The organism is Pseudomonas sp. 13159349, assembly GCF_013305685.1.
In the GTDB taxonomy this organism is placed as follows: Bacteria; Pseudomonadota; Gammaproteobacteria; order Pseudomonadales; family Pseudomonadaceae; genus Aquipseudomonas; species Aquipseudomonas asiatica.
The window spans coordinates 3,336,700-3,358,461 of the sequence record NZ_CP045553.1 but is presented as its reverse complement, the minus strand read 5'-3'; the positions used below and the strand labels follow the sequence as shown (position 1 = coordinate 3,358,461).

Below are 21,762 nucleotides of genomic sequence, written 5' to 3'. Positions count from 1 at the left end.
GATGAAACGCAGCCGGGGCTTCACCCTGATCGAACTGCTGGTGGTGCTGGCGATCATCGCCACGTTGATGACCATTGCCATGCCGCGCTACTTCAACAGCCTGGAAAGCTCCCGCGAAGCCACCCTGCGCCAGAGCCTGGCGGTGCTGCGCGAGGCGCTGGACCACTACTACGGCGACACCGGCCACTACCCGGACTCGCTGGAGCAATTGGTGGAACAGCGTTACCTGCGCAACACCCCGATAGACCCGATCACCGAGCGCAGCGATGCCTGGCAGCTGGTGCCACCGCCCGAAGGCGTGGCTGGCGGCGTGGCCGATATCAAGAGCGGTGCCACAGGGAGGGCGCGCGATGGCAGCCTGTTCGCGGAATGGTAAGGCCGACGCCGGCTTCACCTACCTGGGCGTATTGCTGCTGATTGCGGTCAGCAGCGTGGCCCTGGCCGCCACCGGCACGCTCTGGGCCAGTGCTGCCCAGCGTGACCGCGAACGCCAGCTGTTGTGGGTAGGCAGCCAGTATGCCCAGGCCCTGCGCAGCTACTACCGCGCCTCGCCGGGGCTGGCCCAGTATCCGCAGGAACTGGCCGACCTGCTGCAGGACAACCGCTTCCCGCAGGCCAGGCGGCACATTCGCCGGTTGTACCCCGACCCCATCACCAACAGTGACGATTGGGGCCTGCTGCGCTCGATCGATGGCCGCATCACCGGCGTGCACAGCCGCTCGGACGCCACCCCGTTCAAGCGCAGTGGCTTCAGCGCCGAATGGAGCGGTTTCGATGGGCTGGAACATTACAGCGACTGGCAGTTCGTCGCCGAACAGGCCTTTACCGAAAGTGCCGGTGGCGTGCAGACCCATGCCGGCCCGGGAGACACGCCATGAGCCGCCTGGCCGCGCTGTGCCTGGGCCTGCTGCTGGTGGCAGTGCTGGCCACCTCGGCCAGGGCCGGGGACGAGGACGAGATGCAAGGCTTCATCGTCGACAACACCATCTCGCACATCGGCCACGACTTTTACTACTACTTCGCCGACCGCCTGCGCGCCACCAGCCGGTTGGATTTCAACCTGGTGGTGCGCGAACGCCCGGATGCCCGCTGGGGCAGCCTGGTCACCGTGGAGTTCGAGCGTGAGGTGGTGTACCGCCGCTTCCTGCCGCCGAACACCACCGAGCTCAAGGACGAGGCCGTTGCAGCAGCCGACCTGGTCAAGCAGCAAATCATCCAACGCAAGTTGCAACGCCTGCTGCAGGACACCACCGATCTGGAGAGGGACGAGCTATGAAGCACCACATACCCCGTTGCATCGCCGCCTGCCTGTTGGCCAGCGCGTGTGCCGCCCAGGCCACCGAGCTGGTGTACACCCCGGTCAACCCGGCCTTTGGCGGCAACCCGCTCAATGGCACCTGGTTGCTGAACAATGCGCAGGCGCAGAACGACTACGACGACCCCGACCTCAAGGACCGTTCCTCGGCCTTTGCCGGCACCACGGCCCTGGAGCGCTTCAGCAACCAGCTGGAGTCGCGGATGTTGTCGCAGTTGCTGGACAACATCAGTAACGGCAACACCGGCAGCATGGCGACCGATGCGTTTCTCATCGACGTCATTGACGATTCCGGGGCCCTGAGCATCAAGGTCACCGATCGCGCCACAGGAGAAATTTCGATCATTGAGGTCAGCGGCCTGAACCCTTGAGGGGGCAAGGCTATTTGTTTGGGGAGAGAACACCATGAAACGTTTGCTGAGCACGCTGCTGATCCTCACCGCCCTGGGTCTGCACGGTTGTGGCCTGCGCGAACCGATGCCCGCCGAACAGGATTCGGAAACCCCGACCCTGACCCCCCGTGCCTCGACCTACTACGACCTGATCAACATGCCACGGCCCAAGGGTCGGTTGATGGCGGTGGTGTACGGCTTCCGCGACCAGACCGGGCAGTACAAGCCGACCCCGGCCAGCTCGTTCTCCACCAGCGTCACCCAAGGCGCGGCAAGCATGCTGATGGACGCCCTGAACGCCAGCGGCTGGTTCGTGGTGCTGGAGCGTGAAGGCCTGCAGAACCTGCTGACCGAGCGCAAGATCATCCGTGCTTCGCAGAAAAAGCCCGACGTGCCGGAAAACATCATGGGCGAGCTGCCACCGCTGCAGGCCGCCAACCTGATGCTGGAGGGCGGGATCATCGCCTACGACACCAACGTGCGCAGCGGCGGCGAAGGTGCCCGCTACCTGGGGATAGACATCTCCCGCGAGTACCGCGTCGACCAGGTGACCGTGAACCTGCGCGCGGTGGACGTGCGCACCGGGCAGGTCCTGGCCAATGTGATGACCAGCAAGACCATCTATTCGGTTGGGCGCAGTGCGGGGGTGTTCAAGTTCATCGAGTTCAAGAAGCTGCTCGAGGCCGAGGTGGGGTACACCACCAATGAACCGGCGCAGCTGTGCGTGCTGTCGGCGATCGAGGCGGCGGTGGGGCACTTGCTGGCGCAGGGGATTGAACGGCGGCTGTGGCAGGTGGCGGGGGATGCGGGGGAGGGGCAGGCTACGGTGGACAAGTATTTGAGCCAGAATCAGCAGCCGTGATTGGCTACGGGGGCCTCTTCGCGGGTGAACCCGCTCCCACAGGTACAGCGTCAACTCGAAGCCCGCGCCGTCCCTGTGGGAGCGGGCGCGCCCGCGAAGCAGACGACGCGGTGGATGGCACCGGCTTTGCCGGTGTTCGCGGGCATGCCCGCTCCCACAGGTATCGCGTGATCTCAAGCGCGACGCCGTCCCTGTGGAGGCGGCAACGGAAGTGTTACTGCACATTCCCTTCGCTTGAAACGCTTCCCCGACACCGGTAGTCTTTGCCCGCTGCTGTAAGTCCAGCAGCCGGGTTTGGTAGCCCACGATCAATCAAGGCGCACAAGCGCCCGCTCTGCGATACAGTTGGCGCTTTTTTGTGCCCGGCTGTTTCGTTTTATGGCGGCTGTGCGTAGGGCGCCTCCGTGCGCGCCGGTTTCCTTGATTCCCGGTCTACCAACCTGCGTACAGCCGTCACCATCTCGTTTGGTAGCGATTTGTGGCGGCTCCAGTGAATCAAGGAGCGACACAATGACAAAAGGCTTACCCGATCCTCCCGTACGCGCCACCACGGCGTCCTCCAGTTTCTCCACGTGCGAATGCAGCCATCCGCCGTTGTTTGCCGTGCGTTCGGGGGTGGACTACGAAGATGCGCTGGTGCATCTGTCCACGCTGCTCAAAGGCGCGTTTGCGACCAATCTCAAGGCACTGGAGCTGGGCCAAGGGGACCTGTCGTGATCTGTTGTTGAGCAACGACCATGGGCTGGATTCGGCCAAGGCGGTGGTGGAGGCGTTGCTGGATGGGGTGGAGAGACAGCAACTGGTTGGGCGGAAGACGGTACCGGGTGTCTGACGGGCGCTTGGGCTTTGTTGGACTCTAGCGGTAGCCGTGATTGACCTCGAGGGCCTCTTCGCGGGTGAACCTGCTCTCATACAACACGTGACTCATTGGTTCGGCGAGGTTCTGTAGGAGCAGCCTTGTGATCGCCGACAAGCCACACAAGGATTGCGCTAATTTTATGGAATATAACCCAGCCTTACCCCAATCCATACACTACTAGATGCCGTTCAGCCAATTCTATCGCGCGACTCGACCTCCTATCCTGATCAACTTGCCTCAGCCCAAGAGATGTACGGCTTCCGCGACCAGACCGGGCAATACAAGCCGACCCCGGCCAGTTCGTTCTCCACCACCGTCACCCAGGGTGCAGCAAGCATGCTGATCGGTTGGGCGCAGTGCGGGGGTGTTCAAGTTCATCGAGTTCAAGAAGCTGCTCGAGGCCGAGGTGGGGTACACCACTAACGAACCGGCGCAGCTGTGCGTGCTGTCGGCAATCGAGGCGTCAGCATGCAACCTGGTATTTTTGCTAGTGGTGGATTTAGTCTTGTTTGTGATATTCAAATAACGCACAAATTCAGCGGAATCCAATAATGGCACTCATTTCGGCAAACAGTTTTGACGGCCTTTCATCAGGTTCCGAAGTTCACTCAGTTGAGCGGAAGGCTCATAGGATTTACAGGTTCTACTGTAAAGAACGTATGGTTAATGAAGTGCAAGGCTTGTTGTATACTTCCCTCATGCAGAATGCGGATCAATTATTAGCTCAGCAGCAGCGTAAAGGTGATGCATGCGTTAACACATTGCTAGCAGTGGATCAGCATCGAACGGTGGTCAATACCGAACGTGTACGGCAGGCCTTGAACTATTCACCTTATGGATTTTGTTCGGAAATTCTGGTGGCGCTTGGCTTCAATGGTGAGCGACCAGATCAAATTACGCGAAATTATCCGTTGGGTAATGGCTATCGAGAGTTTAGTCCGGTTTTGATGCGTTTCAATACTCCTGATAGCATGAGTCCGTTTATGCTTGGTGGTTTAAATCCATATGCGTATTGCCTAGGGGACCCTATAAATTCGGAAGATTCAAGTGGGCATTTCTCAGTGCGAGGATTTTTTGGGAGGTTGTACGGGATATATGCGAGAAATGCCACAGGCGTTTATGGGTTTATGCAAAGGGGGCGAAAGGTGCTCGAAACGATCGTGCCTCTTGGGAGAGTATCCCGTAAGAATATACCAGAAGGTCATATGCTCGTAGGGTATCACGGCAGTAATGAAATCTATACCGGTAGCTTGGAGGCAGGAGTCACGAGTCAAATAGGGGGGCACGACAGGTGTGGGGTAGGATTTTACATCTCACAAAATTATAATGTCGCCTCAGGGTATGCGGAAATCCCCTCAAATCGTCGCCGCGGACATGTCTTTGGAGTGTATTCAAAAAATATAAACGAATTAAGAAAGGGCATTGATTTTGACTATATAGATTCCGGGGATGAAAGTATGGTAATTCGTCCGGGTGCATTTGATAAAATAGTTGTTCGTGCAGAGGTAAGAGGCCCGCTCGTTCGTAGGGATTCATATTATGAAAAAAGTCCGAATGCGCATTTTTATCGCTGAACTGGTTTTGGCGCCCAGAAACTGTTGATACGACTTTGATCATGGCTAACTCGCCACCGATATCTCGCTGCGGCGCACGAGCCCAGTACCGCGTCGACCAGGTGACCGTGAACCTGCGCGCGGTGGACGTGCGCACCGGGCAGGTGCTGGCCAACGTGATGACCAGCAAGACCATCTATTCGGTTGGGCGCAGTGCGGGGGTGTTCAAGTTCATCGAGTTCAAGAAGCTACTCGAGGCCGAGGTGGGGTACACCACCAACGAACCGGCGCAGCTGTGCGTGCTGTCGGCGATCGAGGCGGCGGTGGGGCACTTGCTGGCGCAAGGGATCGAACGGCGGCTGTGGCAGGTGGCGGGGGATGCGGGGGAAGGGCAGGCTACGGTGGACAAGTACCTGAGCCAGAATCAGCAGCCGTGATTGGCTACGAGGGCCTCTTCGCGGGTGAACCCGCTCTCATACAACACGTGACTCATTGGTTCGGCGAGGTTCTGTAGGAGCAGCCTTGTGCTGCGAAGAGGCCAGTACTGACAAAGCCTGTCTGTTGCTTGTACCGGCCTCTTCGCAGCACAAGGCTGCTCCTACAAAGGACGCGTCAGACGAGCGATATTTGTTCTTTGCAATTTCCCACATATACAGCGCCAACTCGAAGCCAGCGCAGTACCTGTCAAAGCGGGCGCGCCCGTGAAACAGACAACGCGTGCGCTGTTCAAATCGTGCAAGCCTGCGAAGAGGTCGATGCATGAAACCACGATCTTCAGGTCGTTCAGCCCTCTTTGGCATAAGGTCCCGAACAGGTAGATGAAACCTTGCACCCACAAGCAAGCTCTGCCGGCTCGAACACCAACGAAATACCGTTGAACAAGACACTACCGTCACCGCCAGAGACCAACGCAAATGTCCCTCCATGAAGCGCGCATGGCGCACGATCTCCGAGGACGCATTGCTGCCGCCCGTTGACAAGAACTCCGCTTCCTTCCCCCATCCGACCACCCCCGCTGTGGGGATCGCCTTTTCGAATCGCACCTTGTCGGGACATCGCTCAATCCTTTGCGCTGTTTTGCAAGATTGCTTCGTAAAGGCCGGCCGGCACGGCATCAGGATCGTGTTTGCAGGCGGCAGCCAGGAAGCGCATCAGCAGTTCATCCGGCTCGAAGCGCATGCCAGGCGGGCAGGTCAGGCTGGCGTAGGGTGTTTTCATCAATGGGTGGTCAATGGAAGGATTCGGCAGGCCCAGCGAACGGCGCAGGTTGAGAATGGCCAGGATCTCGGCGGGGTAGACGGCCTCGAAGGGGGAGCCGAATTCGAAATTGCCGGAGTCAATTTCGCGGGATGTCAGGGCGATGCGTTGGACATGGGTATCGCAGGCCGCCACCAGAATAGGCGCCAGTTTATCGGGATCAGGTTCGCGCCAATGGGCGACCAATTGACCCCAGGCAGGGTCGCGAGGCAGGGCGTGCTTGTCGAGGTCAAGCGGTTTGCCGAGCCAGTCGCCGATGATGGTCAGACCGAAGGCGGCGTAGCGAAGGGTGGTGCCTATCGGCAGGTTGTGGCCATCGCTGACACCGTAACCATTGGTAAAACCCGACAACACAGCACTGTGGCAAGGCGTTATTAGGGCAAATTGTCCGGTGGCCAGGGCACACAGCATTACGTGAGTGATGCCATCCAGATCATCAAGGCCAAACCGTGTGGTGCCCTTTAAATTTTCGACGATTACGCTGTTGGCTACGAGGAGTTTCAATATGCCTATGGCAATTGTACGAGGTGCTTCCAAGTAAGGGTTCTCAGAGGCTTGGAGCAGACTTTTTCCTATGTCATTTATGCCAAGTCTGAATATTTCGTCGGCGGCAATAGCGATGCTGTCGTTTCCGTTTATGTAATCAATGATTCTATGTTTTTCTAGCGAAGCATCAGCTGACGCCCAGTTTTTAATGCTTTTGAGGCTACGGGTTAGCCGAGAACTATTGGTAGATATCATGTCGTCACCACGTGTTTATCTGAATTCCGGTTGAGCTGCCTGCGAGCGTACTTAACTGTCCATCAGATGAAAAAAACACTTGAGCGTGCAGGTGTGAGATCTTTCCACTACTCATTGCATTGCGCAGGTGTGCTGCTTTGGCGGCTATATCAGGGGTTACTGTTTTTAGGTCGTCGATATTCCAGCCGCCCTTTTTTCGCGCAATCAGTTTCTGTATTCGCTCGACATTCGCATTGCCGCCAGCCATTTGTGTCTTCAAAAAACCAGGCGTCTTGCTCTTCCCCAACGTCGTCTTCACTTCAATCACCAACAACGTCCCAGCCTCGAACTTCAACTCTTCCACGGGTGCCGTCCCTTTCAGCCCGTCGATGTGATGCCGCATTTCCAGAGTCGTCGGATTACGCACCGTCATCGAGGGCGGTGGTGGCACGTACACCAGCATGTCGATCCCCTGGTCGCTCTTGTTCTTCAAACCGAACTGGCTGGGCCGGGAAGGGTGGGTGCTCAGGCCGAGGATGTTCTCCGGCTTGACCTTCCAGTGGCTGACCAGGGCCGCCGCCAGGGCTTCTTCGCCGGCATCGGCGACGACCCGGGTCAGGCTGCCGCCCATGCGCACCGGCCCGATGCTGTGTTGAATCATGGCCACCAGCCGGTCGCGCAGGGTGGTGGCCATGTAGGCGTAGTCGGCCTTGCCGCCGACCACATCGAGCGCGACCTGGCTGGCATTGCGCTCCACCGAGTGCAGTTCATGCGCTGTGACCGGCAGCTCACCCTCGCGGCTGCGTCGCTGGATGCGGGTTTCCAGTACGGTGACTTCGCCGGCGCTGCGGTTGCCAAGGCGCCGGACTTCCTCTTGCGACAGCGCGGCGTTGTCGAGGCGTACGGTGGTCATGCTGCCGGGCTGCAACTTGTGCATCAGCCAACGGGCGCCGCCGATGGCGGCCGGCAGCAGCAGGGCCAGGTTGATGGCCATGAATACCTGCTTGCCACGTGCCTCGGCAGTGTCGGGATTGGCCAGGCGCGCCAGGTCGGTGAAGAACTGCTCGCCGATACTCAGGCCTTCGCCAGTGATCATGCGGCTGCTGCCGTCGACCATGGCATCGGCGGCCAGCGCGGCTTCCAGGGCGACGAAGGCATAGCGGCCGAGCGATACGGTGCCCTTGATGCCGCGCACCACCGGTATGAATGCCAGCACGCCGAGGGCGAATTCGCCCGCGCCAATGACGCCTTGCCAGAAGCGAGCCCGGGCCTTGGCTTCGGCGTAGTGCCGGGCCAGCTGTTCAAAGGCCTGTTCGATCGGGTACAGGCCACTGGGCGTGTGCCAGGTGTAGGGCGGGCTGATACGCTGGGTGCCGTGCTCGTCGACGTACTCTTCCCGTTGCGCCTCGGCCCACTGCACATGAGTGAAGGTGGCGAAATAGATCTTGTGGTCGGTGAACAAGAAATTGCTGTGCAGGGCAAAGGCATAACCGTGCTGGCTGCGCTCGCCCATGTGGTCGAGTACGGGTGGGGGCAGTTCGTCGAGGCGGATCTCGTCGTCGATGCACACCAACTGCAGCTTTTCGCTGGCGGCAAAGGCATGAAACTCAGCCAGCCAGGCATTGCCCAGCGTGTCGCCGGCATGCTCCAGCACCTGCTGGAGGAAGGTATCGCGGTGGTTGCGCGCCTGGTCGCGGATCCAGGGGTTGTTACGAAACCAGGCAGGGCCGACGCCGTTCTGGGAGGGGATGCCTAGCAACTGGTCGCAGCCGTCGCCGCCGTCGAGGGAGAACAGCGCGCCGGGCAGGGAGCAGGGCACGCAAATGTCGACGGGGATGGGCAGTGCGCCATTGCGGGTATTTTCGAGCAGCGCCTGCAAGCCGGCCATGATCAATTGGCCGAGTTTGTTTGTAGAACGGCTTCATAAAGGCCGTCTGGCATTGCAGCCGGGTCGTGTTTGCATACGGCGGCCAAGAACTGCACCAACAGCTCATCAGGTTCGAAACGCATGCCAGGCGGGCAGGTCAGCCTTGCATAGGGCGTTTGCATCAACGGGTGTTCGATGGGCGAGGGGTTGGTTAGCCCCAACGACCGACGCAGGTTGAGAATGGCCAGGATCTCGGCGGGGTAGACGGCTTCGAAGGGGGAGCCGAATTCGAAATTGCCGGAGTCGAGTTCGCGGGACGTCAGCGCGATGCGTTCGACATGGGTATCGCAGGCCGCCACCAAAATAGGCGCCAGTTTGTCGGGATCAGGTTCGCGCCAATGAGCGACCAATTGACCCCAGGCTGGGTCGCGGGGCAGGGCATGTTTGTCGAGGTCGAGCGGTTTGCCCAGCCAGTCGCCGATGATGGTCAGGCCGAAGGCGGCGTATCGTAGGGTGGTGCCAAGGGGGGCATTGCGACCGTCGCGAACGCCATAGTCATTCTCTAAACCAGCGAAAACGGTAGCGTGAAATGGTTTTATCGAGCCAAAGTGGCCAACGGCCATGGCGCAGAGCATGATTTGAGTTATCCCATCTAGTGTGTCACTGGACCACCTTTGAGTGCCTTTCTTTGTTTGAATTAATAGGCAATCTGCTACGAGCATTTTCACAATCCCGCAACGGATAAGCTCGTTAGCGTAGTACTTCGGTTTGTGTAGCTCCTGCAATAGCCCTTCACTGATTTCGTTTATGCCTGTTCTGAAAATCTGCTTGCACGCTGCTCCAATGGACTCACCATGGTTGATATATGAATTCAGCATTCCATGGTCGACGGAAAGGTCATGTTTAGCCCATTCAGGCAGGGCGTGCAGACTACGGTCGAGTCGTTTTTTTTGTTGCTTATTCATTTATGGTTCCATAGATTTAACTGGATTCCGGTTTGAATTCCCGTCAGGCTACTTAACTGTCCGGTTGGGCTGAAGAAGATTTGAACATGAAGGAATGAAATTTTCCCAGATTCCACGGCCTTAGTTATAGCTTTCACTTTATCGGGGAAATTTTGGTCAAAACTTTCTAGTAGCTTTTCGTTCCAGCCTTGTAGCTTTCGGTCTGATAAATATTGTATGCGCTCTAAGTTGGCTGCTCCGCCACTGGCTTGTGTCTTCAAAAAACCAGGAGTCTTGCTCTTCCCCAACGTCGTCTTCACTTCAATCACCAACAACGTCCCAGCCTCGAACTTCAACTCTTCCACGGGTGCCGTCCCTTTCAGCCCGTCGATGTGATGCCGCATTTCCAGCGTCGTCGGGTTACGCACCGTCATCGAGGGCGGTGGTGGCACGTACACCAGCATGTCGATCCCCTGGTCGCTCTTGTTTTTCAAACCGAACTGGCTGGGCCGGGAAGGGTGGGTGCTCAGGCCGAGGATGTTCTCCGGCTTGACCTTCCAGTGGCTGACCAGGGCCGCCGCCAGGGCTTCTTCGCCGGCATCGGCGACGACCCGGGTCAGGCTGCCGCCCATGCGCACCGGCCCGATGCTGTGCTGAATCATGGCCACCAGCCTGTCGCGCAGGGTGGTGGCCATGTAGGCATAGTCGGCCTTGCCGCCAGCCACATCGAGCGCGACCAGGCTGGCATTGCGCTCCACCGAGTGCAGTTCACGGGCAGTGACCGGCAGCTCACCCTCACGGGGGCGTCGCTGGATGCGGGTTTCCAGTACGGTGACTTCGCCGGCGCTGCGGTTGCCAAGGCGCCGGACTTCCTCTTGCGACAGCGCGGCGTTGTCGAGGCGTACGGTGGTCATGCTGCCGGGCTGCAACTTGTGCATCAGCCAACGGGCGCCGCCGATGGCGGCCGGCAGCAGCAGGGCCAGGTTGATGGCCATGAATACCTGCTTGCCACGTGCCTCGGCAGTGTCGGGATTGGCCAGGCGCGCCAGGTCGGTGAAGAACTGCTCGCCGATACTCAGGCCTTCGCCAGTGATCATGCGGCTGCTGCCGTCGACCATGGCATCGGCGGCCAGCGCGGCTTCCAGGGCGACGAAGGCATAGCGGCCGAGCGATACGGTGCCCTTGATGCCGCGCACCACCGGTATGAATGCCAGCACTCCGAGGGCGAATTCGCCCGCGCCAATGACGCCTTGCCAGAAGCGAGCCCGGGCCTTGGCTTCGGCGTAGTGCCGGGCCAGCTGTTCACAGGCCTGTTCGACCGGGTACAGGCCACTGGGCGTGTGCCAGGTGTAGGGCGGGCTGATACGCTGGGTGCCGTGCTCGTCGACGTACTCTTCCCGTTGCGCCTCGGCCCACTGCACATGGGTGAAGGTGGCGAAATAGATCTTGTGGTCGGTGAACAAGAAATTGCTGTGCAGGGCAAAGGCATAACCGTGCTGGCTGCGCTCGCCCATGTGGTCGAGTACGGGTGGGGGCAGTTCGTCGAGGCGGATCTCGTCGTCGATGCAAACCAACTGCAGCTTTTCGCTGGCGGCAAAGGCATGAAACTCAGCCAGCCAGGCATTGCCCAGCGTGTCGCCGGCATGCTCCAGCACCTGCTGGAGGAAGGTATCGCGGTGGTTGCGCGCCTGGTCGCGGATCCAGGGGTTGTTGCGAAACCAGGCAGGGCCGACGCCGTTCTGGGAGGGGATGCCCAGCAACTGGTCGCAACCGTCGCCGCCGTCGAGGGAGAACAGCGCGCCGGGAAGGGAGCAGGGTACGCAAATGTCGGGTGGAACAGGCAGCGCCCCGTTGAGTGCGGCTTGCCCCAGCGTTTGTAAAGCAGATGCTTCAACCATGCGGGCTCGGCTCCTTGAGTGCTTGTTGGTGGGCTGCCAATTGACTTGCCAACACCCGGCAGCGCTCTCGGGGAGAGTCGGTGGCTTCAAGCAACTTCACCCAAGGGGTGAACAATGGGTTGAGGTAAAAGTGTCGACCGAACGCGATCGCCAGGAGCACATGCATCAGCACTTGGCTGCGGGGCAACGGGGGCAGCTTGTACAGGTCATCGGACGGCTGAGGTAGCCGTTTTCCGTAATAGCGGTGGGCGAGGATCTCGTTCCCGTTCAGCTCCTTGTGAGTGATGGCGGGCAGCGCATAGCGGCGGCTGGCATCCGACTCATAGCAGCAGTAACAAGACTGCTGCGCGTCAGCCGGTATGCCGCGCAGGGTCATCAGTTGCTCCAGTGATCGCCACTGCCGGTCGTGGTCGCAATCGTCATCGGGCAAGCGCAAAATCTGCCGTGTAACGTCATGCATAAGGGTGAGTTGACCCTCCCACTGCATACGGTGGGCTACTGCCCGCACGGTCAGCATGTCGAGTCGCTCATCCTGGGTAAGGCCGGGAACCTGGTGGATTGACCACACCGATACGCTTGCGGGGTCGTTCCACCAGCCCAGACCCAGCAAGAAATGGCTCAGCACCAGCAAGCTGTATTCCTTGCCGCAGGTGTAGCCCCTGTTGCTGACCAGAGCCCCCGCATTGGCTACCAGCAGGGGAACATCCTCGGGACGGGTATGAAAGCGCGCAATCGAACCGTCCAACGTCCCCAGCAGGAAGCGGGACAGTCGACGGTTGGTGGTCCGTAGCGAGGCAGCTTGCAGCGCACCCAGATTCAGTTTCGGCAGGCTCATGCAGGGACCTCGTGGCGCAATGGCAGCCAGGCCAGGCAGCCTTCCCGTTCGATGCTGCTTTCTGTTTGCTCGAACAGCGGCTGTGCGCCAAGTGCAAGCCCGGTTCGTGAATCGTGAAAGTAGAGTCTGCGTATGCGTCCGTGATCGAACAGCCGGGCCAGGGTGTCTGGCTGGTGCGTCAGTGAGCCGACATAGAAGCTTAGCGACCGAGGATCACCAAGCCTCATGAAGTACCGACGTCGGCCTTCCTGGACTTTGCCAAAGCGGCGCAGGTGCCTCGCGAGGGCTTCGAGGGGCAGAGTGGTCTCGGCGACAGTACAGGCGAAGGCCCCGTCCAGGCCGCCAAGCCAGGCATCCAGTTCGCTGCCTGCTGTCAGCTGGAACAGTAATGGCGCATGCTTCTCCAGCCCGGTGTGATGGTCCAGGTGCCATAGGCATTGGTGTCGGGTGGAATGAAACTCGAGCCTGCCCAGCAGGCCCGGATTGGCCGACGCTTCGGCAAGCACGAACAGGCTTGCACTGACGACACCCGTGTACAGGCTGCCTTCGCTTAATTGCTGGTGCAGGCTCATGCGTCGTCCTTCCCGGCAAAGGGGCATTCTTCAATCAGCGGTGAGCCTTCTCGAATGGCGGCCTCGATGGCTTCGACCTGGGCCTGCACAGGTGTCTGGTAGGTGACATTGCCTTTGAAGTGGATGTTGGGAGCCTCGATAGTGATGCCGTTGGTATCGAGGATGATCTTGCCGCTCGGGCCACGGATGTGGATGCGTTCCGTGCCCTGAAGCATGTAATACCGGGTCAGCAGGCGTTGTGCAGTACGGGCTTCAATGGCGCGCGTACCTTCGATGACGAGCGACTGATTGCCGCCGATACTCAGGCTGTGGTCGGCGGCAATGGTGATGCGGCTTGTGTTGCCAATGGTGTGGATATCGTTGCGGTCGATGCTGGTGAATCGGTCCTGGTGAACATGATCGCGGCGATCACGTCCGGTATCGATAGTCTCGTCACGCGCAATGCTGGTGTTTTGGTCCCGGCCTGTCGCAGTGGCGCGATCATTGCCGACGTTCAGGGTCTGGTCGTGTTTGACCTTGGTATTCATGTTCCTTTCGGCATGCACGTACACTTCCTGCCGACCCAGTTCATCTTCGAAACGCAGTTCGTTGAAGCCATTACCCTTGTGGGTCTGACTCTTGATGGTCATGCGCGTCTTGTGTTCCGGCAGCTCGTAGGGCGGCAGTTGATCGCCGCAGTAGGTGCGCCCGGTGATCATTGGCTGGTCGGGGTCGGCGTTGACGTACTGGATGATCACGTCCTGGCCGATGCGTGGGATAGCCATCGAGCCCCAGCTGCCGCCTGCCCAACCTTGTGATACGCGCACCCAGCAGGAGCTGAACTCGTTGTTTCTGCTCTCGCGATCCCAGGGGAAGCTGACCTTGACCCGTCCCCATTCGTCACAATAGATCTCCTCGCCGGGTGGACCGACGACGGTGGCCATGTGCGGGCCATCGATGCGCGGTTTGTCCAGCGGCGCAGGTCGCCATTCGATCCGGCCGGGCACCAGCACGGCTTCCTGCGAGTAGCGCGTTCCCTGTTCGGCTCCGGCTGCTTCTTCTTGCAGGCTGGTGAATTGGCTCCCCTCGTGATGCACGCGCATCACGCGCCAGTGTGTGTTGAGGTCTTTGCGGGGGTGTTCGATGAGGGTGAAGCTCAGGCCTGGTTGCAGCCGCACATCGTCGCCCTCTACCTCGGCAATACGGGCGTCATGGCGCAGGGCCGTGAGTCGCGTGGCGGTGAAGGGGACGCCGACCACATCGCGCTTGTAACGGCCGGGGTAGTCGAAGCGCTCATAATCCCGGGACTGATGGGCGATGCCACTGTCATCTGCGCGGTGTTCCTGCCGGTACTGCGGGTTGGTGAAGGTGTAGTCCCGCTGTACCTGTCGTGCGGTGCGTACCTGCTCGCTGTAGCGCAGGCGGCGCAGGCAAGGCCTGGCCTGATCACCACCGCTGTTGGCGCGGTACAGCACCTGGTCGGGGCCGACGTCGTCCTCTTCAGGAAGCCCTTCATCGTCGTCTTCGGTCTTGATCGCGCCTCGGCTGATCTGCCCCAGCGCCAGCAGTCGGTCGGTGATGACCAGCAGGTGTTGTTTTGGCGTGTGCTCGAAGCGATAGATGAAACCCTCTTCACCCGCCAGGCGGGCGATGAAGTCGAGGTCTGTTTCACCGGCCTGTACGCAAAACTCGCGCACCTGATGGTCGCCAAAAGTGTGCAACTCGAAATGAAGGATGCACTGGCGCTTGAGCATGATTTCGAGAATCTGCGGCACGGTTTTCTGCTGGAAGATTCGCCAGTTCGAACGCAACCCGCCGCGGGCCAGGAGGGGCTCGACCAAGGCATGGTAACGGGTGCGATAAAAGCCCGTTTCACCTTGGCTGAAGCTGCTTGTCACGCCGTGCACGTAGCGCAGTGGGCGTTCGTGCTGCCAGATCGTGAACAGTACCGGCTTGTCGAGCAACTGACCGAAGTCGACTTCATCTTCGTGACTGATCAGCTCCAGCTTCAACTGGAATGGTGCGCTGATGGCTTCGTCGAGTTCGAATGAAATCACCTCGAATTGAATGTCGCCAGCCAAGGGTTGAAAGCTGAAGCGCAGATCAGATTGTCGGTACATGGCGTGTTTTCCCTTGTTAGGAATTGCTCCGGTATCAGCCGTAGGCCCGGTGAAGATTGGGCCTGGGGTAAGGTTGATGGCGAGGGCGGACTTGCAGGGTAGGCGGGCTGCGGCGGGATTTAAATAAACAGGGTGTTGTTGTTTTGGGTTATAAGTAGGGACTTTCTGAAACTTGTAACTTAGTGTTTTTTTCTTGGTTGTTGGGTTGGCTTTAAGTTGTCTTCGCGGCCATTAGTTGAGAACAAGTTGTGCGCTGTTTCTGCAGGAGCGGCTTTGTGCCCGGTTGTTTCGTTTTATGGTGGCTAAGCCAGCGCAGTACCTGTGGGATCTCAAGTGCGACGCCGTCCCTGTGGAAGTGGATTTACCCGCGAATGGGGCGGTGCCGGGTGACTGATGGGCGCCAGGGCTTCGTTGAAATCAAGCGGTAGCCGTGATTGAGCTTGAGGGCCTCTTCGCGGGTGAACCCGCTCCCACAGGTTCAGCGCCAACTCGAAGCCAGCGCAGTACCTGTGGGAGCGGGCGCGCCCGCGAAGCAGGCAACGCGGTGGATGGCACCGGCTTTGCCGGTGTTCGCGGGCATGCCCGCTCCCACAAGTACCGCGTGATCTCAAGTGCGACGCCGTCCCTGTGTGCGGGTTTACCCGCGAATGGGCCGGTGCCAGGTGTCTGGCGGGCACCTGGGCTTTGTTGAAATCAAGCGGCAGCCGTGATCGACCTCGAGGAACCCGCTCCCACAAAGCTTGCGCAAGCTTCCAGATCTTGAGCAAGGCGGCGCTCCTGCGTGTCCCTTTACGTAAACGTCACCATATGCCACCTTCTACCTCAGCCTGATGACGGCCAGGGATTTCTCCCGCACACTGCGGAAAATTCCCAAGCCCGTTCCCCGCCACCTTGCGGGGCACAGCCGGAGTAGAAAATGGCGCGACAACTAATAACAAACGCCCACGACCCGCTGCACGAATCCCGCCAGGCCCGCCTGAAGCTGGCCAGCGAAGGCGAGCTGCCACTGGGCATGCTGCGCGACGAGATCGATGCCTCCTGGCGCCGCAGCCTGGGCCATGGCCTGGACTGTCTGCAGGGCGAGCAGGTGGGCCTGGGCCTGGAGCAGGGCCACGACCTGCGCATGCTGCTGGAGCGCAACCGTCTGCTGGTCGACGCCGTTACCCCGGAACTGGACTACCTGGTCGCGCGTCAGGGCAAGGCCGGCATCGTCATCCTCGGCGACGCCCAGGCCAACGTGCTGGCCATCGAAGGGCAAAAGCACGTGCTGCAGCGCGAGGGCCTGCGCGACCTGCACCCGGGCAGTTGCTGGAGCGAGTCGCTGCGTGGCACCAACGCGATCGGCACGGCAGTGGTGGAAGGCCGGCCGACGCTGATCAACTGCGGCGAACATTACCTCGACCGCCTCAGCCCGTTCTCCTGCACTTCGGTACCCCTGCGCGACCCGCGCGGCGAGGTGATCGGCGTGCTCGACATCACCCGTGAAGGGGTGATGGCGCAACCACAGGACAGCCTGTCGACGCTGATGCTGGCGGCCGGCAACATCGAAAGCCGCATGTTCGGCCTGTGCCACCCGGAGCAATTGGTGCTGGCTTTTCACAGCCGCCCGCAATACCTCAACAGCGCCTGGCATGGCCTGCTGGCGCTGAGCCTGGACGGTGAAGTGCTGGCTGCCAACGACAGTGCCTGCCAGCTGTTGCAGGTGCCGCGCCATGAGCTGTTGGGCCGGCGCAGCAGCGACCTGCTGGGTGAACGGTCACCGGCCTTCATCGCCCGCCTGTGGCAGGGCGGGGTGAGCAGTGTGCAAACGGCCAAGGGCGAGTTCTACTTCCGCGCCCTGCAGCTGCCGCGCCATGGCCGGGTCAACGGCAGCACGCCGGTGAGCAAGCCGGCGCCGGGCAAGCAGTCACCCGCCCTCGACGCCCTGGCCGGTGGCGACCCGCGCCTGGCGCGCAACCTGCGCATGGCCCGCCAGGGGCTGGGCAATGGTCTGCCGGTGCTGTTGCTGGGTGAGACCGGTACTGGCAAGGAAGTCGTCGCCCGGGCCCTGCACCAGGCCAGCCCGCGTGCCGACAAACCGTTCGTGGCCGTCAACTGCGCGGCCATCCCCGAAGGGCTGATCGAGTCCGAACTGTTCGGCTATCGTGAAGGTGCGTTCACCGGCTCGCGCCGGGGCGGCATGGTCGGCCGGCTGATGCAGGCCCACGGCGGTACGCTGTTCCTCGACGAAATCGGCGACATGCCGCTAGCGCTGCAGGCGCGCTTGTTGCGGGTACTGCAGGAACGGCGAGTGGCACCGCTGGGGGCGGGCGACGAGCAGGACATCGATGTGGCATTGATCTGTGCCACGCACCGCGACCTCAAGCGCCTGGTGCAGGAGCAGCACTTCCGCGAAGACCTTTACTACCGGGTCAACGGCGTGTCGCTGCGCCTGCCGGCACTGCGCGAGCGTGATGACCTGACTGCGATCATCCAGGGGCTGCTGGAAAAGTCCGATGCCCGGGGCGTGACCTTGGACCCGGCCCTGACCGCGTTGCTCGAAGGCTTCGACTGGCCGGGCAACATCCGCCAGCTGGAAATGGTCGTGCGCACCGCGCTGGCCATGCGCGAGGACGGCGAGCAGGTGCTGACCCTGGACCACCTCACCGACTGCCTGCTGGACGAACTGGCCAGTGGCACGGCGCCTTCCGGCAGCCTCAAGGACAACGAACTGGAACTGATACGTGGCGCCTTGGCGCGCCATCAGGGCAATGTGTCCGCGGCGGCCGAGGCGCTGGGTATCAGCCGGGCGACGCTGTACCGCAAGCTCAAACAGTTGCGCGGCTGACGTGGGCGGCCTGTTCGCCCGGCTGGTGGAGTCCAGCGACCCTGTGCTCATGCGCCAGGCGTTGGCCTGGCTGTATGGTTTCGTGCGCCCCCATCGACGCGCCATAGGCCTGTTGCTCGGCTTGTCGCTGGGTGCCTCATTGCTGGCGCTGGCGCAACCTTGGCTGGTCAAGACGCTGATCGACGAGGGGCTGCTGGCCAAGGACTACCAGACCCTCTGGCACATGGCCGCGATCATGATCGGCGCGGGCCTGCTGGGTACCGTGCTGGCCGGGGTCAACCGCTACCTGCACACGCGCTTGTCGGGGCGCATCCTGTTTGCCCTGCGCGATGACCTTTACCGCCACCTGCAGCAGCTGTCGCCGACGTTCTACGGGCGGCGGCGCATCGGCGACATCCTTTCGCGGCTGGATGGCGATGTGGCGGAAATCCAGCGCTTTGCCGTGGACTCGCTGTTTTCGGCGGTGTCGGCGGTGATCGGCCTGGTGGGCGCGGTGGTGTTGATGCTGATGCTGTCGTGGCAACTGTCTTTGCTGCTGGCGCTGCTGGTACCGATAGAAGTGCTGTGGCTGCGCTGGATGCGGCGCAAGGTGGAGCGCGAAGTACGCAACCTGCGCGAACGCTCGGCAGATGTGTCGTCGTTCCTGGTCGAAACCCTGCCGGCAATGAAGTTCATCCAGGCCGCCGGCCAGCAAGGCCGCGAGGCGGGGCGCCTGGACCAACTGGGGCAGGGCTACATGCGCCAGCTGCTCAAGGTGCAGGTGACCGAATTCTTCACCCAGGCAATCCCTGGCACGCTGACCTCCTGGTGTCGCGCCTGCGCGTTCCTGGTCGGCGGCTGGTGGGTGATCCAGGGTACTTGGCAGTTGGGGGCGCTGATCGCCTTTTCCACCTACATGGGCATGGCGGTAGGGCCGGTGCAGAGCCTGCTGGGCCTGTACGTGGCGGTGCAGCGCATGGCGGTGAGCCTGGGGCGGGTGATGGAGCTGAAGCAGGAGGCCGTGGCCGTGCGCCCGGCAGCCAACCCGCAGCCGGTGCCCGACGGGCCGGGCGAATTGCGCCTCGAGGGGGTGAGTTTTGCCCATGAAGGGCGCCAGGGCGCGGTGCTGAACGACGTGCAGGTGTGCGTGCCGGGTGGCCTGAAGGTCGCCATTAGCGGTGCATCGGGGGTGGGCAAGTCGACCTTGATCGACCTGCTGCAGCGCTTCTACGACCCGGACGCCGGGCGCATCCTGCTGGATGGCATCGACTTGCGTGAGCTGGACCTGGCCGCGCTGCGCCGGCGTATTGCGGTGGTCAGCCAGGATATCGTGCTGTTCCGCGGCACCCTTGCACAGAACCTGGCCTACGGCGTGCCCGAGGCCAGCCGTGAGGAACTGGAGCGGGTGGTGCGCCTGGCGCGGCTGGACAGCCTGGTCGACAGCCTGCCGCTGGGCCTGGACGGCCTGCTCGGTGAGCGTGGCCAGCAGTTGTCCGGCGGGCAGAAACAACGCATAGCTATCGCCCGCGCGGTGCTTCAGGCGCCGGCGATCCTGGTGCTGGACGAGGCCACCTCGGCGGTGGACGAAGCCACCGAGCGCGAAGTGATCGCGGCCATCGACCAGCTGTTCGCCGGCCGCACGCGCATCCTGATCAGTCACCGTGCTTCGACCCTGGCCGATGCCGACCTGCACCTGCAGTTGCACGCTGGCCAGTTGCAGGTGCTGCCCGAGGAGGTGATCAAGCATGGGCACTGACGTGCGTGTTGGCGTGATCGACAGTGGTTGCACGCCGGAGCAGGCCAGCGCCTTGCTGGGCGCGCGCCGCTTCTGGCTGGAGGACGGCCAGTTGCGCGAAGGTGACATGCTGCCCGACCAGCTTGGGCACGGTAGCGCGGTGCTCGCCGGCTTGCAGCGGGAGGCCGGGCCGGTGCCTGTGCTGCTGGCCCAGGTTTTCGGCGCCCAGGCCAGCACCAGTGCCTTGCAGGTGGCGGCCGCGCTGCTGTGGCTAGTGGAGGCGGGGGTTACGCTGGTCAACCTCAGCCTTGGCCTGCAGCAGGACCGGCCTGTGCTGCACCAGGCCTGCGCCGAGGCTTTGGCCGCGGGTGTGCTGTTGTGCGCCTCCAGCCCGGCGCAGGGCGGGCCGGTGTATCCGGCCAGCTACTCCGGGGTGATCCGGGTTACCGGCGATGCCCGCTGTGCGCCTGGCCAGTGGTCCTGGCTGGGTACCCGGCAGGCGGACTTTGGCGGTTATGTGGGGGCGGGCGGCAGGGCGGGCGCGAGCCTGGGCTGTGCGGCCCTGAGTGGCAGGATCGCTGCGTTGCTGTGTGACGAGCCGGGCATGGGCCAGCAGCAGGTTCATGACTGGTTGCGCCACCACGCGGCGTTTACCGGCCCCGAGCGACGAGGTGTCGGCCATGGCTGAACCGCGTATTGTGGTGTTGGGGGCAGGCCCTGCGGGTGCGGCCACGGCCATTGGCCTGCGGCGGCTGGGTTATGCGGTAACGGTGGTGTCCGAGTGGCGCCGGTTCGCGGCGGTCGAAGGGGTTTCGCAGCGGGTGCTGGACGGGCTGCGCCATGCCGGCCTTGGTGGGGCGTTGCGCCAGGCGGCGATGCCGGCGACTCGGCAAGTGCACTGGAACGGCCAGCAGCTGCACCTGAACCAGGAGTTTCTGCTCGATCGGCAAATGTTTGACCGGGCGCTGCGCGACGACCTTCAGTGCGCGGGTGTGAGCGTGGTCGAGGGGCGGGTGCGTGAGGTGGTTCGCGAAGTCGGTCATGGCATTCGCCTGGACGACGGGCAGGTACTGCAGGCCGATTTCCTGGTCGAAGCCCGAGGCCGCCAGGCCCCATTGGCCGCCGACCGCCTGCGCGGGCCGGAGACGGTCAGCTTGCTGAATGTCTGGCAGGCCGCCCCCGGGGCGCCAGCGTCGGCGGTGGAGAGCCTGGCAGATGGCTGGGCGTGGATGGCGCGCCTGGAAGACGGCCGCTGCTACTGGCAAGTCACCCTGGACGCCGCCGGGCTGCCGGGCAAGGCCGGATTGGCGGATTACTGTGCGGCGCGGCGAGCTGGCAGCGTGCTGGTGGCCGAGCTGTTCGATGCCAGGGCCTTGGCGCCGGCAGAGGTGCATGCGCGCAGCAGTACCGCGATTCTGGCCGGTGAGTGCGTCGGGCAGGACTGGATACGCGTGGGCGATGCCGCGATGGCCGTTGACCCGCTATCAGGTAACGGGATCTTCCAGTCGCTGTCTTCGGCGCTGCAGGCGCCGGTGGTGATCAATACCTTGCTGCGCAGGCCCGAGCGGGCCGGGTTGGCGCGGCAGTTTCACCAGCAGCGGATCGAACAGCTGTTTTTGCGTTTTGCCCGGATCGGGCGGGATTTCTATGGGCAAGAGCAGGGTCGGGTGGGGCAGCCGTTCTGGGCGCGGCGGCAGGGTTGGCCGGACATGCAGGCATTGCACGTGGCGGCGGACTGGAGCGCGGTGAGGGTCGAGCGGCGGCCGGTGTTGCGTGACGGGCTGGTGGATGAGGCCGAGGTGGTGGTGACGGCGGATCAGCCGTTGGGGGTGTGGCATTTGCAGGGGGTGGAGTTGGCGCCGGTGGTGCGCGGGCTGCGTAGCGGCCGACCTCTCGAGGCAGTGTTGTCAGGCCTGCCAGGGGAGCAGCAGAGGATGGTGCGGCGGTGGTTGTTGGAGCAGGGCTTGGTTTGAGATTGCCGGGGCCGCTTTGCGGCCCTTTCGCGACACAAGGCCGCTCCTACAGGTTCGGTGATGCCCATGATGCTT

The 21,762-nt window shown here is 61.9% G+C and carries 18 protein-coding genes and 3 pseudogenes; 13 read left to right on the top strand and 8 right to left on the bottom strand.

Annotated elements, in window-relative coordinates; genetic code table 11:
- Position 1: 1 nt before the first annotated feature.
- The 9 genes and pseudogenes from GEV38_RS15635 to GEV38_RS15595 all read left to right on the top strand — a co-directional run.
- Positions 2–376 (top strand): type II secretion system protein, encoded by a 375-nt coding sequence (locus GEV38_RS15635; RefSeq protein WP_015270588.1) that lies wholly within the window; start codon positions 2–4, stop codon positions 374–376.
- Positions 351–878 (top strand): type II secretion system protein, encoded by a 528-nt coding sequence (locus GEV38_RS15630; protein ID WP_013972856.1) that lies wholly within the window; start codon positions 351–353, stop codon positions 876–878. Before GEV38_RS15635 ends, GEV38_RS15630 begins: the two co-directional genes overlap by 26 nt.
- Complete coding sequence (csgE, locus tag GEV38_RS15625; protein WP_013972855.1) at positions 875–1,276, top strand: curli production assembly/transport protein CsgE; 402 nt, start codon at positions 875–877, stop codon at positions 1,274–1,276. Before GEV38_RS15630 ends, csgE begins: the two co-directional genes overlap by 4 nt.
- Complete coding sequence (locus tag GEV38_RS15620; protein WP_013972854.1) at positions 1,273–1,686, top strand: curli assembly protein CsgF; 414 nt, start codon at positions 1,273–1,275, stop codon at positions 1,684–1,686. The genes csgE and GEV38_RS15620 overlap by 4 nt, the downstream gene beginning before the upstream one ends.
- A gap of 34 nt (positions 1,687–1,720) precedes the next feature.
- A complete protein-coding gene (locus tag GEV38_RS15615) occupies positions 1,721–2,569 on the top strand; it encodes a CsgG/HfaB family protein (protein WP_015270587.1) in 849 nt (282 codons plus the stop codon).
- 594 nt (positions 2,570–3,163) lie between these two features.
- Positions 3,164–3,401 (top strand): annotated as a pseudogene (locus GEV38_RS27920) (hypothetical protein).
- Between the two features lie 192 nt (positions 3,402–3,593).
- Positions 3,594–3,909 (top strand): annotated as a pseudogene (locus tag GEV38_RS15605) (CsgG/HfaB family protein); the annotation flags it as partial.
- Between the two features lie 70 nt (positions 3,910–3,979).
- On the top strand, positions 3,980–5,002 hold the full coding sequence (locus GEV38_RS15600) for an RHS repeat-associated core domain-containing protein (protein ID WP_080604883.1): 1,023 nt from the start codon (positions 3,980–3,982) through the stop codon (positions 5,000–5,002).
- An 83-nt stretch (positions 5,003–5,085) separates the two neighbouring features.
- Positions 5,086–5,418, top strand: a pseudogene (locus GEV38_RS15595) (CsgG/HfaB family protein); the annotation flags it as partial.
- Positions 5,419–5,764: 346 nt separating this feature from the next.
- Here GEV38_RS15595 and GEV38_RS15590 read toward each other — a convergent pair.
- Genes GEV38_RS15590 through GEV38_RS15555 form a run of 8 tightly spaced genes read right to left on the bottom strand, consistent with a single transcriptional unit; the run spans position 5,765 to position 15,173 of the window.
- Complete coding sequence (locus GEV38_RS15590) at positions 5,765–6,037, bottom strand: PAAR domain-containing protein (RefSeq protein WP_080604882.1); 273 nt, start codon at positions 6,035–6,037, stop codon at positions 5,765–5,767.
- A gap of 3 nt (positions 6,038–6,040) precedes the next feature.
- Positions 6,041–6,979: a hypothetical protein gene (locus GEV38_RS27770; protein ID WP_224765913.1), complete on the bottom strand. Its 939-nt coding sequence runs from the start codon at positions 6,977–6,979 to the stop codon at positions 6,041–6,043.
- Between the two features lie 4 nt (positions 6,980–6,983).
- Positions 6,984–8,846: a hypothetical protein gene (locus GEV38_RS27765; RefSeq protein WP_239688282.1), complete on the bottom strand. Its 1,863-nt coding sequence runs from the start codon at positions 8,844–8,846 to the stop codon at positions 6,984–6,986.
- A gap of 2 nt (positions 8,847–8,848) precedes the next feature.
- Complete coding sequence (locus GEV38_RS27760; RefSeq protein WP_236223344.1) at positions 8,849–9,790, bottom strand: hypothetical protein; 942 nt, start codon at positions 9,788–9,790, stop codon at positions 8,849–8,851.
- A complete protein-coding gene (locus tag GEV38_RS27755) occupies positions 9,787–11,667 on the bottom strand; it encodes a hypothetical protein (protein ID WP_256674046.1) in 1,881 nt (626 codons plus the stop codon). The genes GEV38_RS27760 and GEV38_RS27755 overlap by 4 nt, the downstream gene beginning before the upstream one ends.
- Positions 11,660–12,502: a hypothetical protein gene (locus GEV38_RS15565; RefSeq protein WP_054572750.1), complete on the bottom strand. Its 843-nt coding sequence runs from the start codon at positions 12,500–12,502 to the stop codon at positions 11,660–11,662. The genes GEV38_RS27755 and GEV38_RS15565 overlap by 8 nt, the downstream gene beginning before the upstream one ends.
- Positions 12,499–13,074 (bottom strand): DUF4123 domain-containing protein, encoded by a 576-nt coding sequence (locus tag GEV38_RS15560; RefSeq protein ID WP_015270578.1) that lies wholly within the window; start codon positions 13,072–13,074, stop codon positions 12,499–12,501. Before GEV38_RS15560 ends, GEV38_RS15565 begins: the two co-directional genes overlap by 4 nt.
- The gene (locus tag GEV38_RS15555; protein ID WP_054572749.1) at positions 13,071–15,173 is read right to left on the bottom strand and encodes a type VI secretion system Vgr family protein; all 2,103 of its coding nucleotides are present in this window, start codon (positions 15,171–15,173) and stop codon (positions 13,071–13,073) included. Before GEV38_RS15555 ends, GEV38_RS15560 begins: the two co-directional genes overlap by 4 nt.
- Before the next feature lie 916 nt (positions 15,174–16,089).
- On the opposite strand from GEV38_RS15555, the gene GEV38_RS15550 reads away from it, so the two are divergent.
- The 4 genes from GEV38_RS15550 to GEV38_RS15535 are packed head-to-tail and all read left to right on the top strand — an operon-like array spanning position 16,090 to position 21,687.
- The gene (locus tag GEV38_RS15550; RefSeq protein ID WP_054572748.1) at positions 16,090–18,000 is read left to right on the top strand and encodes a sigma-54-dependent Fis family transcriptional regulator; all 1,911 of its coding nucleotides are present in this window, start codon (positions 16,090–16,092) and stop codon (positions 17,998–18,000) included.
- A 1-nt stretch (position 18,001) separates the two neighbouring features.
- Positions 18,002–19,735 (top strand): ABC transporter ATP-binding protein, encoded by a 1,734-nt coding sequence (locus GEV38_RS15545; protein ID WP_054572747.1) that lies wholly within the window; start codon positions 18,002–18,004, stop codon positions 19,733–19,735.
- Positions 19,725–20,402 carry a hypothetical protein gene (locus GEV38_RS15540; RefSeq protein ID WP_054572746.1) on the top strand — a complete coding sequence of 226 codons (678 nt, stop codon included), beginning with the start codon at positions 19,725–19,727 and terminating at the stop codon, positions 20,400–20,402. The genes GEV38_RS15545 and GEV38_RS15540 overlap by 11 nt, the downstream gene beginning before the upstream one ends.
- Positions 20,395–21,687 (top strand): NAD(P)/FAD-dependent oxidoreductase, encoded by a 1,293-nt coding sequence (locus GEV38_RS15535; protein WP_015270572.1) that lies wholly within the window; start codon positions 20,395–20,397, stop codon positions 21,685–21,687. The genes GEV38_RS15540 and GEV38_RS15535 overlap by 8 nt, the downstream gene beginning before the upstream one ends.
- Positions 21,688–21,762: the final 75 nt, after the last annotated feature.